We start from the raw sequence: 15,127 nt of genomic DNA, 5'->3' as shown, positions 1-15,127 counted from the left end.
ATGACGTTCGTGATCACGCAACCTTGCTGCAGCGACGCGAGCTGCATTCCGGTGTGCCCCGTCGACTGCATCCGCCCGCGTCCCGGAGATCCGCAATACAGCACTACCGAAATGCTGTACATCGACCCGGACACCTGTATCGACTGCGGCGAATGCGTCAGCGCCTGCCCGGTGGATGCGATCTTCTCCGAGTTCGACCTCGCCGCCACGATGACCCGGTACACCGACGTCAATCGGGGCTACTTCGAAAGGCACCCACTCGATACGGACACCGCCCCCTTGTCAGGCAGAGAGAAGCGTCCGTCGAAAGAACCTGGCACACTGAGTGTTGCGATCGTCGGCACCGGGCCTTCGGCGTGCTACACGGCTGAAGCACTGTTGCGGCGCGGCGGGGTCGAGATCGATATGTTCGACCGGTTGCCCACACCTTGGGGTCTGGTACGCGGGGGTGTCGCACCCGATCATCCCAAAACCAAAGGCGTCGCGGACATGTTCGCGTCGGAGTTCAGGTCCGCCTCCCTGCAGTTCTTTCTCAATGTCGACGTGGGCAAGCATGTTTCCCTCGCCGAACTGCGCGAGCACCATCACGCCGTGGTGTATGCGGTCGGTGCATCCGGAGACCGGCGTCTCGAGATACCCGGGGAGGATCTGCCCGGCAGTCACTCCGCGACGGAGTTCGTAGCCTGGTACAACGGTCACCCTGATTATGCCGACCGGACATTCGATCTATCGGGGGAGCGCGCGGTAATCGTCGGTAATGGCAACGTCGCCCTCGACGTCGCGCGCATCCTCACCATCGATCCGGACGAGCTGGCCAAGACTGATATCGCCGATCACGGGCTGGAAGCGTTGCGTAGCAGTAATATTCGGGAGGTTGTCGTACTCGGACGCCGTGGGCCCATGCAAGCGGCGTACTCGATGCCGGAGTTTTTGGCTCTGGGTTACCTGTCCGGGGTCGATGTCGTCATCGACGACGCCGAGTTGACGCTCGACCCGGTCAGCCAGGCGGTATATGACGATCCGGACATCGAGCCATCGCGCAAGCTCGGACTGGACCTGGCTCGCGAGTACACACACAGCGCCCGCACGACCGGTAACAAACGCATCGTTTTCCGGTATCTTGTGTCCCCGCGCCATATTCGCGGCGGCGATCATGTGGAATCGGTCGAACTCGTCCACAACATTCTCGATGGCGACCTCAACGCGGTGGGCACGGAGTCCACCACGAATGTGGAGACGTCCCTTGTTCTGAGGTCGGTCGGCTACCGCGGCGAGCCTGTCGCCGACGTGCCGTTCGACGAGCAGCGCGGTGTCATTCCCCACGACCGTGGCCGCGTGACCGGAACGGTCGGTGTCTACACCGCCGGGTGGATCAAACGCGGACCGCGGGGCATCATCGGCACCAATCGGGGAGATGCCGAGGAGACCGTCGCGATGCTGCTCGAAGATTTCGAGGCCGGCATCCTTCCCGCGCCGAAAGCGGATCGTGCCGCGTTGGCAGAGTTGGTGACGCGGCGACGGCCACAGATGATCGACAAGGAGCGTTGGCGGGACATCGACGCCGCGGAGAAGGCTGCAGGAAGAATTGCAGGCCGGCCCCGCGTCAAACTTCCCCTCATCGACGTCGCTTTGTCGGACGATTGACGGGTGGCAACGCGTAGGCGAGCAGAAATCTATGCTCTCGGTCGCAGATTCATTTAATTCGTCTGTTAACATCGTGGGGTTCCTTGAGAAGAAGGGAGCCACTCGTGGTGTTCGACGTCATGCCCCGGTCGCGTCGCGGGGTGTATGGAATAGCGGTCACATCGGAGTTGACCGGAATCGGGCCGCAGACGCTGCGGCTGTACGAACGGCGTGGATTGCTGACGCCCGCGCGGACCAGCGGCGGTACCCGTCGTTACAGCGAGGAAGATCTGGTTCGTCTCGGACGCATCGCCGAACTTATCGAAGCCGGCATCAACCTGCCGGGCATACAGCGGATTCTCGACCTCGAAGCGGAGAACGCTGAACTTCTGGGTCGGCTGCACTCGGCCGAACATGGAGGCGACCGCCTGAAGGTCGAACGTGAAGAGGCAACCGCCTGAAAAGGCGGTACGCGATCGATCGCACCGACAACCAGTCATCGTCACTGGACGGTTCTGTGGGCGCGTTTTCCGAGCGTCCAGCGTCCCTTTCGTTATGCGTGACACTGCAGATCACAAAACATCTCGAACGTCAAGAGTTACGGGGCAGTCTATTTTGCCTGGTCACGCAATGTTTTCGGAGTCGAGATCGGTCGGGCGTCGCGCCGGGTTTGCGTCGCAGGGTTGAACTTCTGTCGTTATCCGATACGATAAAATCTATACCCGCCGGAGCAGATAAATTGCTGAGCAACACTGCGTCGGTGGCGCAACAGCGACACGCCGGCCGTGCAGAAGGCCGCGGCCGGCGTCGCACCGGAAACGCCAGTTCCGGTGTGTCAGCCCGAAGACCTCTGGCCCAGACTCGACGCAAGACGGGACGTGAACCATGACTCTCGCCGCACATGACGTTTTCCGCCCTCATACTCCCCGGCACGCAAAGACTGCTAACGGAACGCCCGACCGGCGCTTCTCCGTGGGAACCGCGTTGACCGCAGGCCTCATCGCAGCCGTACCCGCGGCGACTGTGACTGGTTCGGTGGTACTTGCCGCCGCTACTGCCACCTCTGTACTGATTGGAGTGATTCTGGCCGCATTTCTCATCTCGAGCGTGATCTGACCGATATTCGTCCGCCACATCAGCTATCGAAGGAGAAATATATGACCAGCACCACCACCGCAACGCTGATCACTCAGTTGCGTGCCGTTCTCGACCTCACCAACACCGAAATCCAGGTAGCAGAGACTCGCATCGCCCAGGCGCGCACCGAGGCTGTTCGCCGCGAACTCACGGAGAACGCCGAAAACGGACGTCAGCGCGCCGAGGCCATCGAACGCGCAATCCGCGACCTCGGCGGTGTGCCTGAGGTTATCGGGCCCTTCCTCGGTCGGCTGGCCGCCGTGTTCAAGGCGATGGCCGAGCAGGCGCAGCCGTTCGACGAGGCACTGCTGGGCGACCTGGCGCTCGAACATCAACTCCTCGACCGCGCGCGTTACATCAAGGCACTCGCCACCGTCGCGAAGGAGCCGGCAGTCGTCGGTCTCGCGGACCGATTGATCACAGCGCATTCCGCAACCGTGGACTGGCTTTCGACCGTTCTGGCCGAGGATGCGCTCGGCGGCCCGGCAGCTCTGCGACGCACGCCGTTCCAGGCCGCTGCCGGAAGCACGATTCGGCTGCTCAACGTCCCGGTCACCTGGTCGGCGCGCGGAATCGATCGAGCATTGGACACGGCCCGCACCACACCGCCCCTGCTCAGTGCGTTGCTCAGCCGCGGCGCTCACGCCGGCGATGTCGCAGTCAAGACGTTGGCCGCCTCGCGGGATGCCGCCCTCGAAACTGCGGAGAGTGTGACCCGCCGGGAAGGCGCGGGCGGTGTCGCCGACGCCATCCATTCGGCTCGCGCCGCGGGTGGTGTCGTGGATCCGGGCGAGCTTCCGATCGATGACTACGACGACCTGAACGTCTCGCAGGCCGTCGCTGCGGTCAGGGAACTCACCGATCCCGCCGATGTGCGCACGGTCGTCGCCTACGAGGAAGCGCACAAGAATCGGCACGGCATCGTCTCCGCCGCCCAAACTCATCTCGCGTCCATCGCGCAGGAAGTCGCCGGCATCCGCTGACGATTCGTAGAAGAATTCCGCCGGTCCCCACAGGGGGCCGGCGGAATTGTCGGTGAGGTCAGCAGGTGCCGGTTTTGGCGGCGTCGTAGGCCTTGACCATCTGATCCTTACGTTCTTGCGGGGCGTCTTTCCATTCCGGGGTGAGGGCCGACTGGTCGAAGAGGTCGCTCAGAGCCTTCGTGCGGTCGAACGGTTCGCCGGTCTGCTGTGCCCGGGCTTCGGCACTGTTCGCGTACTGGAGCAGGCCGGCACACAGGTCGGCGACGGCGGGAAGGTCGGCGGCCGTCGCCTCCGCCGCCTCGGTGGTTGCGCTCACCTCGGTGTCGGTGTCGGTCGATTCGGAACTGCACGCTCCCAGGAAGAGGACGGCAGGGATCAGCAGCGCAACGATGGTTCGGGTCATGCGAAATACATACCAGAGCGGCCGACCACGCCGTATCGGCCGGTTCGCCACGATCGGGGAGGCGGGCGCGGGTCTTCCCCGGAAGACCTCGTGCTCAGCTGATCTTGCGCCGGTAGATGGCGGTCGCGAAGGCGAAGGCGACAACGAGGATGCCGACCAGCCACCCCAGAGCGATCCAGATGTCAGTGCCGACGGGTTGCTGGGCGAACAGTGCTCGGATGGTGTTCACGACGTAAGTCACGGGCTGGTTCTCGGCGAACCATGCGACCGGCCCGGGCATCGAGTCGGTAGGCACGAACGCCGAGCTGATGAACGGCAGGAAGATCAGCGGGTAGCTGAACGCGCTCGCGCCGTCGATCGTCCTCGCCGAGAGTCCGGCAATCACGGCGATCCAGGTCAGTGCGAGGGTGAACAGGACCAGGATGCCTGCGACCGCGAGCCAGGCAGCCACGGATGCTCCGGTGCGGAAGCCCATGATCAGCGCGACACCGGTGACGATCGTGACCGAGACCAGGTTCGCGGCCACGGACGTGAGCACATGCGCCCACAGCACACTCGACCTCGCGATCGGCATGGATTGGAAGCGTTCGAATATGCCGCCCTGCATGTCGAGGAACAGCCGGTACGCGGTGTACGCGACGCCGGACGCGATCGTGATGAGCAGGATGCCGGGGAGCATGTAGGTGCCGTACGACTGGTCGGATCCGGTGTTGATCGCGCCGCCGAATACGTAGGTGAACAGCAGCATCAGCGCGATCGGGGTGACCGCGGTGGTGACGATCGTGTCGGGGCTGCGGAGGATGTGCTGCAGCGAGCGGCCGGTAAGGACGCCGGTGTCGCCGAGGACATGGGTGGTCATCGGGCTTCCTTTCCTGCCGGGACGGTGGTGTCACCGACGAGGGCGAGGAAGACGTCCTCGAGGGAGGGCCGCTTCTCGATGTACTCGACCTTGGCGGGCGGAAGGAGCTGCTCGAGCTCGGTGAGGGTGCCGTTCTGAACGATGATGCCCTGGTGAAGAATTGCGATGCGGTCGGCGAGCTGCTCGGCCTCGTCGAGGTGCTGGGTGGTCAGCAGCACGGTCGTGCCGGTCCTGGCGAGTTCCTTGACCGTCTGCCACACCTCGATCCGGGCCTGCGGGTCCAGCCCGGTGGTGGGTTCGTCGAGGAAGATTATCGGCGGGTTCCCGATCAGGCTCATCGCGATGTCGAGCCGGCGTCGCATGCCACCGGAGTACGTCGTCGCCTTGCGGTTCCCCGCTTCGGTGAGCGAGAAGCGGGCGAGCATGTCGTCGGCGATCGCACCCGGATTCTTCAGGTGGCGCAGCTTGGCGACCAGCACGAGGTTCTCCCGGCCGGTGAGCACTTCATCGATCGCGGCGAATTGGCCGGTGAGGCTGATCGACTCGCGTACGTCGTCGGGCTTCGCAGCGACGTCGAAGCCATGAATCGTGACGGTGCCCGCGTCGGCCTTCAGCAGCGTTGACAGGATTCGCACCAGCGTTGTCTTGCCTGCACCGTTCGAGCCGAGCAGCGCGAAGATGCTCCCCGCCGTTACGTCGAAGTCGACTCCGCGCAGCACCTGCAAGTCCTTGAACGATTTCACGATGCCCCGCACTCGGATCGCGGGCTCGAGCGCCTGATCGGTGGTCATGGCCGGTTCTCCGTTTCCGGCGCGTTCACGCCCTCGTCGGCGGCCTTGTCGAGGGCGTCCGTCAGGCGCTTGCGCTCCTTGTTGATCCATTGGCCGTCCGAGTAGTTCTGGATGAAAGTGTCTGCGAACTCGACTGGGTCGTCCCCGACGATGTCGCGGATCGGGGTGCCGTCGGCGGCGGCGCGCTCGATCAGGTCGGCAAGGTCCTCGAGCATCTGCATGAGCACATCGCCCTTGACGATCGATCCGGCGTACATGAAGTAGCGTTCGATCCCGTCGATCCCGGTTCGGTAGCTCGTGGGGAGCTGTTCCTTGCGAGCTTTGTACCGGCGCCAGCGCTTCTTGTCCTCGAATGAACCCGTGATCTGCGTGATCCATCGTGCGGCCACGATTACTCTCCTTCGCTCTGTGGGTGTTCGATGTGCTGGTGGAGCTGGTCGATCCGCTCTGCGAGGAACGTCCACGTCTTCCAGAATTCTTGGAGGTACCCGCCACCGTGTGGATTGAGCGAGTACACCTTGCGCGGCGGACCCTTCTCGGACGGGACCTTCTCCACGTCGACGAGACCGCGCTGCTCGATCCTGACCAGCAGGGCGTAGATGGTGCCCTCGGCGATCTCGGAGAAACCCTGCTCGCGAAGTCGCGCGGTGATCTCGTAGCCGTACGCCGGCCGCGCGGCCAGAATCGCCAGGACGATGCCCTCGAGCGTGCCCTTGAGCATCTCGGTCATCTGCTTGCCCATCGGACCCTCCTTCCGACTACTCAGTGTTAATGACTACCGCTAGATAGTATCGCTGAATACCGTTCGCGCAAGAGGGTTGATGCAACGAATTCAGAAGGGGGTTCGGAGCGTTGAGGTTCCGGCGGCTGCGGGCATTGACGTTCGACGCGCACAGCAGCCCGGCAATCGGGGCACCTGTCAGATGGCAGGGCGAGATGTATTCACGAACGCGTCAGGCAGGACCCAGCGTGTAATCGATGCCCGGTCGATCGCCCTTGCCCTTGAGCCAGCGTCCAGGAAGGCGGCCGGCGAGTTCCCCGAGGGGGCCGACGGCTGCGCTCAAAACCGCGACTGTGTCCTGTAGCAGATCGATGCTCGCGCTCATCCGCTCGAGATTCGGCGCCAGTGCTGTCAAGGTTTCCGAGAGTGCGACGATCTGGTCGAGCGGTCCGCCCTCGGCGATCAGCCGTTCGAAGGCGCCACCCTCGGACAGCAGCGTGTCGAGGATCCCGTTCTCGGCCAGCGCGCGATCCACGATGCCGCCCTGCGCGGTGAGTCGCTCGACGGCGCCGTCGGCGGCGGTGAGTCGTTCGAGGGGGCCTTGCTCGGCGGTGAGGCGGTCGAGCAGTCCATCCTTGGCGAGTAGACGCTCGAGCGTGCCGTCCTCGGCGAGAACGCGGTCGAGTGGGCCGTCTTTCGCGAGCACCCGGTCGAGCGGTCCGCCGGGTTCGAGGAGTCGTTCGAGGGTGCCGCCTTCGGAGGTCAGCCGGTCGACCGGGCCGCCCGGAGCGAGCAGTCGATCGAGGGGTCCTCCGGGCTGAAGTGCTTGTCCGAGCGGCCCGTCGTTCGCCGCCAGTGAGGACAGCTGACTGATCATCTGCAGCGGGCTGCCGGAGGCGCCCATACCGGTGACCACTCCGGTGCCTGCTACCGCTGTGCGCACCGTTGCCAAGGTGGCCTCGGCGATTCCGAGTCCGACATCGGCCGCCGCAAGTCCGGCGCGCACCGGGAGGGCCAGCAACGAGACCACGTTCATACGATTACTGTAACCCGCGACACACAAGCATTTCGCGGCTCGGGCGCTCAGTGCAGGACTTTGAGTCCCACGACGCACGCCACGATGGCAGCGACCAGCAGGATCTTGACGAGCGATGTGTTTTCGGCGCCGGTCACCATCGCGAAACCGACGGTAAGGGAAGCGCCGATTCCCACCCAGACTGCGTATGCCGTCCCGGTCGGCAGAGTACGCATCGCGAAGGCCAGCCCCGCCATGCTGAGGACCAGCGCGATGACGAATACGGCACTGGGACTAATTTTGCTGAAGCCCTCGGACCGACCGAGAGCGGTGGCCCAGACGGCCTCCAGCACGCCCGACAGCACCAGCACGATCCACGCCATGACAACTCTCCCGAGCACCGTCTTGTCGCTGGCCGGGTACGGTGCGCTCGTCCGGGTGTCGTATCGACGACCTTCACGGTACCGAAAGCTCATGCTGTGGTCTGAACGCAGTGGTCGGCGTTTGCAGGGAAACGCCGGATAAGCTCCCTCGTCTTGGCGGAGATTTCCTTTTTGTGACACGGCCGGGAAACGCATTGTTATCGGTTCGGGGTCACGCCGGCGAATGCGCTGAATAACTCTGCGGATGGCGGCCTGCTTGTTTATTGTCGAGCACAATGCGTGAATTCCGTGCGCACTCCACCGACGATGACGAGGCATATCATGATGCTCGGACTGCTTGCCGCAATCAACAGCGCGTTCACACTCGGGGTTGCCAACACTATCGGGACGTTCGGGGGAGTGGTTCTCAACCTGAACGTGGTCGGCTGAGAAACCGCTCGACGTGTCCTGCTGTCGGACCGACAGCAGGACACCTACTTTCACCACATCTGCGATCGACGGACCCGCCGCGTCTCCTGCGGCGGGGCGGCCGTGTACCCGGGGCGCCCAGCCCGCGGGAGACACAACTGTCCCATCTTCGCTCATCGCTCTCGAATCTCGGCTCTTTTCGCCGAAAAAGTCTCGGTGAGAAATTTTCGAAAAATCGAATGCGAGTGTCGCCACAGATTTGCGACGGTTCACCTATTGTTCTCGGCAACGTGCAAGCAACGCGCGTAATCGGCTCGACACGGAAAGTCCGCCCTGGCACAGGGGGAGATGATGGAGAACATGATGCTCGGATTACTCGGCGCACTCAACAGCGGTGTCACGCTCGGTCTGGCCAACACGATTCTGACGTTCGGTGGCGTAGTCCTCAACCTCAACATCGTCGTCAACTGACCAAGGGCTTCGTCGTCGTCTGCTGACGACGGGGCTGCACCGCCCGCCCGCTCGGTTCCCTGGGACGCTCACAGGAACTTCCCAGGGAACCGACAGCGATGATCCAGCGTTCCGCGTGATGATGGTTTCCGTGAATGCGAAGCCCGTCGAAGCCCGAATCCTCGTCGTCGATGACGAACCGAACATCCTCGAACTGCTGTCCGTCAGCCTGCGTTTTCAGGGTTTCGAGGTCGCGACGGCGTCGAGCGGCTCGGCAGGTCTCGATACGGCGCGCAACTTTCGGCCCGACGCCGTGATCCTCGACGTCATGATGCCGGGGATGGACGGGTTCGGGATGCTCCAGCGGCTACGCGCGGATGGTGTGCACGCGCCGGTTCTCTTCCTCACCGCGAAGGACGCGGTCGAAGACAAGATCAGCGGCCTCACACTGGGCGCCGACGACTACGTCACCAAGCCGTTCAGTCTCGAGGAAGTGGTGACACGGCTGCGGGTGATTCTCCGTCGATCCGGCAAGGTGTCGGTCGAGGAGCAATCGGCGCGTATCACGTTCGCCGACATCGAACTCGACGACGACACACGTGAGGTGTGGAAAGCGGGCGAGCTGGTATCGCTGTCGCCCACGGAGTTCACCCTGCTGCGGTACTTCATGGTGAACGCCGGCACGGTTCTCAGCAAGCCGCGCATCCTCGACCACGTGTGGAACTACGACTTCGGCGGTGAGGTCGGGGTGGTGGAGTCGTACGTCTCCTACCTGCGTCGCAAGGTGGACACCGGGGAGACGCCGCTGATTCACACCCTTCGGGGCGTCGGGTACGTGATGCGCGAACCGCGGCGATGACCGCCCCACCCGCACTAGAAAATTCTGTCGCGCCGGCCGCGCACGCGGGTCGGCGGTGGGTGCGGTCGATGCCGTTGCGGGTCACCTTGGTAAGTGCGGTGCTGCTGCTCGCGGCACTCGGTCTGCTGGCGTCGGGAGTCGCGGTGACGTCGGCGCTCGAGAATTCTCTGACGAGCCGAATCGACCACCAACTCCGCGAGGCCGCTCAGGGGTGGGCCAAGCCGCGGGAATTGCGTCCGCTCCCGCCCCCGGACGAGCCGAACCCGGGACGACCGCCCAGCCCGTTCTATGTGCGCACCGTGTCCCCGGACGGAACGGTGCTCTTCCAGATCAACGACGAGATCAGCGCGCCCGCAATTCCTGCCGATCCCTCTTCGGGTCCCATGACGGTCGGCTCCACCGACGGATCCGATGTCCGCTGGCGTGTGCTCACCACCACCACGGCGAGCGGCACCCAGACGACGGTGGCGGTGACACTCACCGAGAACGACGACACGGTGAACCAATTGGTGGTCCTGCAACTCGGCATCGGCGCGGTGGTGCTCATTGCGTTGGGTGTCGTCGCCTACTTCGTCGTCCGCCGCAGCCTGCGTCCCCTCGGCGAAGTCGAGGAGACCGCCGCCGCGATCGCCGCCGGCGACCTCCATCGGCGTGTCCCCGCGCGGGACGACCGCACCGAGATCGGACGGTTGTCGGTTGCTCTGAACGGGATGCTCGCCCAAATTCAGCATGCCTTCGCCGCAACCGAGGCGTCCGAGGAGTCGGCACGCCGCTCCGAGGAGAAGATGCGGCAATTCGTCGCCGACGCCAGCCACGAATTGCGTACCCCGCTGACCACGATTCGCGGTTTCGCCGAACTGTATCGGCAGGGCGCGATGACCGACACCGAGACGTTGATGAGCCGTATCGAAGGAGAGGCCTCCCGGATGGGTCTACTCGTGGAGGACCTGCTCATGCTCGCTCGGCTCGACGCCCAGCGGCCCCTCGAGATTCGGCCGGTCGACCTTCTGTCCGTGGTGTCGGACGCCGTGCACGCTGCCCGCGCGGTGGAGCCCGAACGCTCCTTCGCCCTGGAAGTGGGTTCCGGACCGGGAACCCCTGAAGTCCTCGGTGACGAGGCGCGGCTGAGGCAGGTGCTCGGCAACCTCCTTACCAACGCCGTCAAGCACACTCCCGCGACCGCGGACGTGACGGTTCGACTGCAGACCACGGAGAACCGGGTCGTGCTGGAGGTAGCCGACACCGGCCCGGGTCTCAGCGAAGACGATGCGGCGCGGGTATTCGAACGGTTCTACCGAGCCGACGCGTCCCGCACCCGAGAGAGTGGGGGAAGCGGACTCGGCCTGTCGATCGTGGCGGCGCTCGTGGCCGCGCACCAGGGCACCGTGACGGTCGACAGCCGGCCGGGCGAGGGCGCGACCTTCCGGGTGGAACTGCCCCGGGCGCTCTAGATCACATGTCTCAGTCGGGAACGTTGTTCGCGTATCCGAGATCGCGGAGGGCGCCGCGGAGCTTCGTCATAGCGTCGTCCTGCGACTCCTGAGACGGATCCGGGTTTGCATTGCTGATGTTGAAATCACCGAGGTCGTATGCCGGGAAGACGTGCACGTGCAGGTGTGGGACCTCGAGTCCGGCGATCAACAGTCCGGCGCGGGGCGCGTCGAACGCCGGGCGCACGGCCTGCCCGACGATGCGGGCCACATCCATCACCTTGGTCCACAGCTCACCGTCGACCTCCTGCCAGTGGTCCACCTCTTTCCGGGGCACGATGAGGGTGTGGCCTTGTGTGATGGGTGCGATGGTGAGGAACGCGACGACATCCTCGTCCTCCCACACGAACCGTCCGGGCAGATCTCCGTTGATGATGGCGCTGAATACAGATCCCATGGCCGCCATTATGCGGCTTCGCCGCCCGTGAGTACTTATTAACCGCCCGGTGTTAAGAAGTACTCACGGGGGGTGTTCCCGGCCACCCTCACCGGTGGCATTTCGCGGCCCGTACGCTGACACCGTGCGCGTACTCGTTATCGGCTCCGGAGCCCGTGAACATGCCCTCCTCCTCGCCCTTGCTCGTGATCCGGGTGTCACTGCCCTGATGTGCGCTCCCGGGAACGCCGGGATAGCCAAGATCGCCGAGCAGCATTCCGTCGACATCGCCTCCGGGGAGGCAGTCGCCGATCTCGCGAAGAAGGTCGAAGCCGACCTGGTCGTGGTGGGCCCCGAGGTCCCGCTGGTGCTGGGTGTTGCGGACGCCGTCCGCTCTGCGGGAATCGCCTGCTTCGGCCCTTCGGCCGACGCCGCGCGCATCGAGGGTTCGAAGGCGTTCGCCAAGGACGTGATGGCCGCCGCCGGTGTGAAGACCGCGCACAGTGAGATCGTTGATTCTCCCGCCAAGCTGGACGAAGCACTCGACCGCTTCGGACCCAACTGGGTGGTCAAGGACGACGGCCTCGCGGCAGGCAAGGGCGTCGTGGTCACCACCGACCGGGACGCCGCCCGCGATCACGCCGCCGAATTGCTCGAGAACGGGCACCCGGTCCTCCTCGAATCGTTCCTCGACGGCCCCGAGGTGTCGCTATTCTGCGTCGTCGACGGCGACACCGTGGTGCCGCTTCTCCCGGCCCAGGACCACAAGCGCGTCGGCGACGGCGACACCGGACCCAACACCGGCGGCATGGGCGCGTACACCCCACTGCCGTGGCTGCCCGAGGAGATGGTCACGCAGATCGTCGACGACGTCGTCAAGCCGGTCGCGGCGGAGCTCGTCGCCCGGGGCAGCTCCTTCAGCGGCTTGCTGTACGCCGGCCTGGCCATCGGCAAGGACGGCCCCGCGGTGGTCGAGTTCAACTGCCGCTTCGGCGACCCCGAGACCCAGGCGGTCCTCGCCCTGCTGAAGAGTCCGCTGGGTGCGCTGCTGAACGCGGCGGCCACCGGCACGCTCGATCAGGTCCCGCCGCTCGAATGGCAGGACGGTTCGGCGGTCACCGTGGTGGTGGCGGCCGAACATTATCCGGCGACGCCACGCACCGGTGACGTGATCAGCGGAGCCGACGGAGAGGGCGTTCTCCACGCCGGCACGAAGCTCGTCGACGGACAGGTGGTGTCGGCGGGCGGGCGTGTGCTCAGTGTCGTCGGAGTCGGCGCGAACCTCAGCGAAGCACGCGAGGACGCCTACGCCAAGATCGCCGCAATCAAGCTGCCCGGCAGCCACTTCCGCAAGGACATCGGGCTGGCCGCAGTCGAGGGGCGTATCGCCATACCGTAGGCCTGTTCGTGATCGAGGACTGAAAGACGTGCACCCCTGAGTATTTCAGGGGTGCACGTCTTTTCGGACCGATTGGCTACCGTGCCGTCCACCCGCCGTCGATGGTGTACGAGGCGCCGGTGACCATGCCGGCGTCCGCTGAGGCCAGCCATCCGACGAGGGAGGCGACCTCGTCCGGTTCCACCAGCCGTTTGATCGCGCTCTCGGTGAGCATCACCTTCTCGACCACATCGGCCTCGCTGACGCCGTGCAGCTGTGCCTGATCGGCGATCTGCTTCTGCACCAACGGCGTCGACACGTAACCGGGGTTGACGCAGTTGCTGGTCACGCCGTGCGGGCCACCCTCGAGGGCGGTCACCTTGGACATGCCCTCGAGCGCGTGTTTGGCTGTCACGTACGCCACCTTGAACGCCGAAGCCCGAAGTCCGTGCACGGAGGACACATTCACTATCCGGCCGAATTCCTGCGCGTACATGTGAGGGAGCGCGGCACGGATGAGCAGGAACGGTGCCTCCACCATCAGTGTCTGGATCCGGCGGAAATCGTCGACGCTGAATTCCTCGATGGGGCTGACGGTCTGGATACCGGCGTTGTTGACGAGGATGTCCGTCTCCAGGCGTAGATCGGCGAGCTGATCGGTGTCGAGAAGGTCCACGTGCCAAGCTTTTCCGTCGATCTCCTCGGCGAGCGTCTTGGCCGCGACATCGTCGAGGTCTGCGACGGTGACCTGGGCTCCACGCGCGGCCAGGTGTCGCGCGCACGCCGCGCCGATCCCGCTCGCGCCACCGGTGACGAGGGCTGTGCGGCCGGAGAGGTCGCGGGCGGTCATGCCGGCGCTCCGGCCTTTTCCGCGGCCAGGTTTCGGGCGTCGGCTGCGTCGATCGATTCGAGGGAGATGCCCTTGGTCTCCTTGGCGACGATCACGGCGACGACGGTGACGAGCGAGGCGATCGCGAGGTAGATCGCGATGGGGACCGAGGAGTGGTACCTGTTCAACAGGCTCGCCGCGATGATGGGGGCCAGGGAGCCGGCCACGATCGACGTCACCTGGTAGCCGAGCGAGACGCCCGAGTAGCGCATCCGGGTGGGGAACATCTCCGCCATGATCGCGGGCTGGCCCGCGTACATGAAGGCGTGGAACACCAGGCCGATGACGATGGCGCCGAGAATGACGGCGTTGTGGCCGCTGTTCATCATCGGGAAGGCGAAGAAACCCCAGGTTCCCGCGGTCAGGGCACCGATCATGTAGACGGGGCGCCTGCCGATGCTGTCGGACAACCGTCCCACCAGCGGGATCACCGCGAAGTGCACCGCATGTGCGATCAGCATCCACCACAGGATCTGCGCGGTGTCGGTGTGGACCACGACCTTGAGGTAGGTGATCGAAAAGGTGACGACGAGGTAGTACATGACGTTTTCGCCGAAGCGCAGTCCCATCGCGGTGAACACGCCGCGCGGGTAGCGCTTGACCACCTCGAAGACGTTGAACGACGTCTCCTTGATCTTCTCGGCATCCTTCTGGGCCTGGAGGAAGATCGGCGCATCGGTCACCTTGGTGCGAATGTAGTAGCCGACCAGGACGATCACGGCGGAGAGCCAGAAGGCCACACGCCAGCCCCAGCTCAGGAAGGCTGCGTCCGGGAGGGTCGTCGTCAGGATGAGCAGTACGACGGTGGCCACCAGGTTGCCGGCCGGAACGCCGGCCTGCGGCCAGGAAGCCCAGAACCCACGCGACCGGCTGGGGCTGTGCTCGGCGACGAGCAGCACCGCGCCGCCCCATTCGCCACCTACCGCGAAGCCCTGGATGAAGCGAAGCGTGACGAGTAACGCCGGCGCCCAGTAACCGATTTGAGCGAAGGTGGGCAGGCAGCCCATGAGGAAGGTGGCGGTGCCCACGAGGACGAGGCTGAACTGCAGCAGCTGTTTGCGGCCGAACTTGTCACCGAAGTGGCCGAAGACGATGCCGCCGAGCGGTCGGGCGACGAAGCCGACCGCGTAGGTGACGAAGGCCGCGATGATGGCGTCGAGTTCGTTGTCTCCGGCCGCGAAGAAGACCTTGCTGAAGACCAGGGTCGCCGCCGTGCCGTAGAGGAAGAACTCGTACCACTCGACCACGGTGCCGGCCATCGACGCACCGACCACCTTCTTCAGCCCCGACGGTGGGGTCTCTTCCGTGCGTAGTGTCTCGTCGACGCTCATCTGCCGCTCCTTGCTTCCCTGTGACTGGGGA

General features: G+C 64.8%; 18 protein-coding genes and 1 riboswitch. Of the genes, 8 read left to right on the top strand and 10 right to left on the bottom strand.

The annotated features are described in order from the left end of the window. From R4P95_RS04465 to R4P95_RS04455, 3 genes are all read left to right on the top strand, one after another. Positions 1–1,644 carry an FAD-dependent oxidoreductase gene (locus R4P95_RS04465; RefSeq protein ID WP_317743711.1) on the top strand — a complete coding sequence of 548 codons (1,644 nt, stop codon included), beginning with the start codon at positions 1–3 and terminating at the stop codon, positions 1,642–1,644. 119 nt (positions 1,645–1,763) lie between these two features. Then, positions 1,764–2,084, top strand: a complete 321-nt coding sequence (locus R4P95_RS04460; RefSeq protein ID WP_109334879.1) for a MerR family transcriptional regulator — start codon at positions 1,764–1,766, stop codon at positions 2,082–2,084. Between the two features lie 696 nt (positions 2,085–2,780). Further along, on the top strand, positions 2,781–3,743 hold the full coding sequence (locus R4P95_RS04455; RefSeq protein WP_213573545.1) for a ferritin-like domain-containing protein: 963 nt from the start codon (positions 2,781–2,783) through the stop codon (positions 3,741–3,743). Between the two features lie 58 nt (positions 3,744–3,801). On the opposite strand, the gene R4P95_RS04450 is transcribed toward R4P95_RS04455, so the two are convergent. The 7 genes from R4P95_RS04450 to R4P95_RS04420 form a co-directional block, all read right to left on the bottom strand. After that, entirely contained in the window at positions 3,802–4,146 is a 345-nt protein-coding gene (locus R4P95_RS04450) for a hypothetical protein (protein ID WP_213573543.1), read from the bottom strand. 94 nt (positions 4,147–4,240) lie between these two features. Continuing rightward, positions 4,241–5,005: an ABC transporter permease gene (locus R4P95_RS04445; protein ID WP_317743710.1), complete on the bottom strand. Its 765-nt coding sequence runs from the start codon at positions 5,003–5,005 to the stop codon at positions 4,241–4,243. Continuing rightward, positions 5,002–5,796 (bottom strand): ABC transporter ATP-binding protein, encoded by a 795-nt coding sequence (locus R4P95_RS04440; protein WP_317743709.1) that lies wholly within the window; start codon positions 5,794–5,796, stop codon positions 5,002–5,004. The genes R4P95_RS04445 and R4P95_RS04440 overlap by 4 nt, the downstream gene beginning before the upstream one ends. Continuing rightward, entirely contained in the window at positions 5,793–6,185 is a 393-nt protein-coding gene (locus R4P95_RS04435) for a DUF1048 domain-containing protein (protein WP_249354003.1), read from the bottom strand. Before R4P95_RS04435 ends, R4P95_RS04440 begins: the two co-directional genes overlap by 4 nt. 2 nt (positions 6,186–6,187) lie before the next feature. Then, positions 6,188–6,538, bottom strand: a complete 351-nt coding sequence (locus tag R4P95_RS04430; RefSeq protein ID WP_317743708.1) for a PadR family transcriptional regulator — start codon at positions 6,536–6,538, stop codon at positions 6,188–6,190. Between the two features lie 211 nt (positions 6,539–6,749). Beyond that, positions 6,750–7,553 carry an ABC transporter gene (locus R4P95_RS04425; RefSeq protein ID WP_213573535.1) on the bottom strand — a complete coding sequence of 268 codons (804 nt, stop codon included), beginning with the start codon at positions 7,551–7,553 and terminating at the stop codon, positions 6,750–6,752. A 47-nt stretch (positions 7,554–7,600) separates the two neighbouring features. After that, the gene (locus tag R4P95_RS04420) at positions 7,601–7,915 is read right to left on the bottom strand and encodes a multidrug efflux SMR transporter (protein WP_317743707.1); all 315 of its coding nucleotides are present in this window, start codon (positions 7,913–7,915) and stop codon (positions 7,601–7,603) included. 11 nt (positions 7,916–7,926) lie between these two features. Beyond that, positions 7,927–7,991, bottom strand: a riboswitch (guanidine-III (ykkC-III) riboswitch). Between the two features lie 230 nt (positions 7,992–8,221). Here R4P95_RS04420 and R4P95_RS04415 point away from each other — a divergent pair. The 4 genes from R4P95_RS04415 (at position 8,222) to R4P95_RS04400 (ending at position 11,083) form a co-directional block, all read left to right on the top strand. Then, positions 8,222–8,344 carry a hypothetical protein gene (locus tag R4P95_RS04415; protein WP_283254033.1) on the top strand — a complete coding sequence of 41 codons (123 nt, stop codon included), beginning with the start codon at positions 8,222–8,224 and terminating at the stop codon, positions 8,342–8,344. 327 nt (positions 8,345–8,671) lie between these two features. Then, positions 8,672–8,794 (top strand): hypothetical protein, encoded by a 123-nt coding sequence (locus R4P95_RS04410; RefSeq protein ID WP_255965160.1) that lies wholly within the window; start codon positions 8,672–8,674, stop codon positions 8,792–8,794. A gap of 121 nt (positions 8,795–8,915) precedes the next feature. Continuing rightward, positions 8,916–9,632, top strand: a complete 717-nt coding sequence (locus tag R4P95_RS04405; protein ID WP_317743945.1) for a response regulator transcription factor — start codon at positions 8,916–8,918, stop codon at positions 9,630–9,632. 68 nt (positions 9,633–9,700) lie between these two features. Continuing rightward, the gene (locus R4P95_RS04400) at positions 9,701–11,083 is read left to right on the top strand and encodes a HAMP domain-containing sensor histidine kinase (RefSeq protein ID WP_317743706.1); all 1,383 of its coding nucleotides are present in this window, start codon (positions 9,701–9,703) and stop codon (positions 11,081–11,083) included. A 10-nt stretch (positions 11,084–11,093) separates the two neighbouring features. Here the strand turns inward: R4P95_RS04400 and R4P95_RS04395 are convergent, their stop codons facing one another. Next, complete coding sequence (locus R4P95_RS04395; RefSeq protein ID WP_159919523.1) at positions 11,094–11,519, bottom strand: HIT family protein; 426 nt, start codon at positions 11,517–11,519, stop codon at positions 11,094–11,096. A gap of 124 nt (positions 11,520–11,643) precedes the next feature. Here R4P95_RS04395 and purD point away from each other — a divergent pair, with 124 nt between their 5' ends. Continuing rightward, positions 11,644–12,897, top strand: a complete 1,254-nt coding sequence (purD, locus tag R4P95_RS04390) for a phosphoribosylamine--glycine ligase (protein ID WP_213573531.1) — start codon at positions 11,644–11,646, stop codon at positions 12,895–12,897. Positions 12,898–12,973: 76 nt separating this feature from the next. Here purD and R4P95_RS04385 read toward each other — a convergent pair whose 3' ends face one another. Both R4P95_RS04385 and R4P95_RS04380 read right to left on the bottom strand, forming a co-directional pair. After that, entirely contained in the window at positions 12,974–13,726 is a 753-nt protein-coding gene (locus R4P95_RS04385) for a 3-hydroxybutyrate dehydrogenase (RefSeq protein ID WP_213573529.1), read from the bottom strand. Next, positions 13,723–15,096: an MFS transporter gene (locus tag R4P95_RS04380; RefSeq protein ID WP_213573527.1), complete on the bottom strand. Its 1,374-nt coding sequence runs from the start codon at positions 15,094–15,096 to the stop codon at positions 13,723–13,725. Before R4P95_RS04380 ends, R4P95_RS04385 begins: the two co-directional genes overlap by 4 nt. Positions 15,097–15,127: the final 31 nt, after the last annotated feature.

Source organism: Rhodococcus sp. IEGM 27 (assembly GCF_033142305.1).
In the GTDB taxonomy this organism is placed as follows: domain Bacteria; phylum Actinomycetota; class Actinomycetes; order Mycobacteriales; family Mycobacteriaceae; genus Rhodococcus_F; species Rhodococcus_F oxybenzonivorans.
The sequence above is the reverse complement of the archived record's forward strand: the minus strand, read 5'-3'. Positions and strand labels throughout refer to the sequence as shown.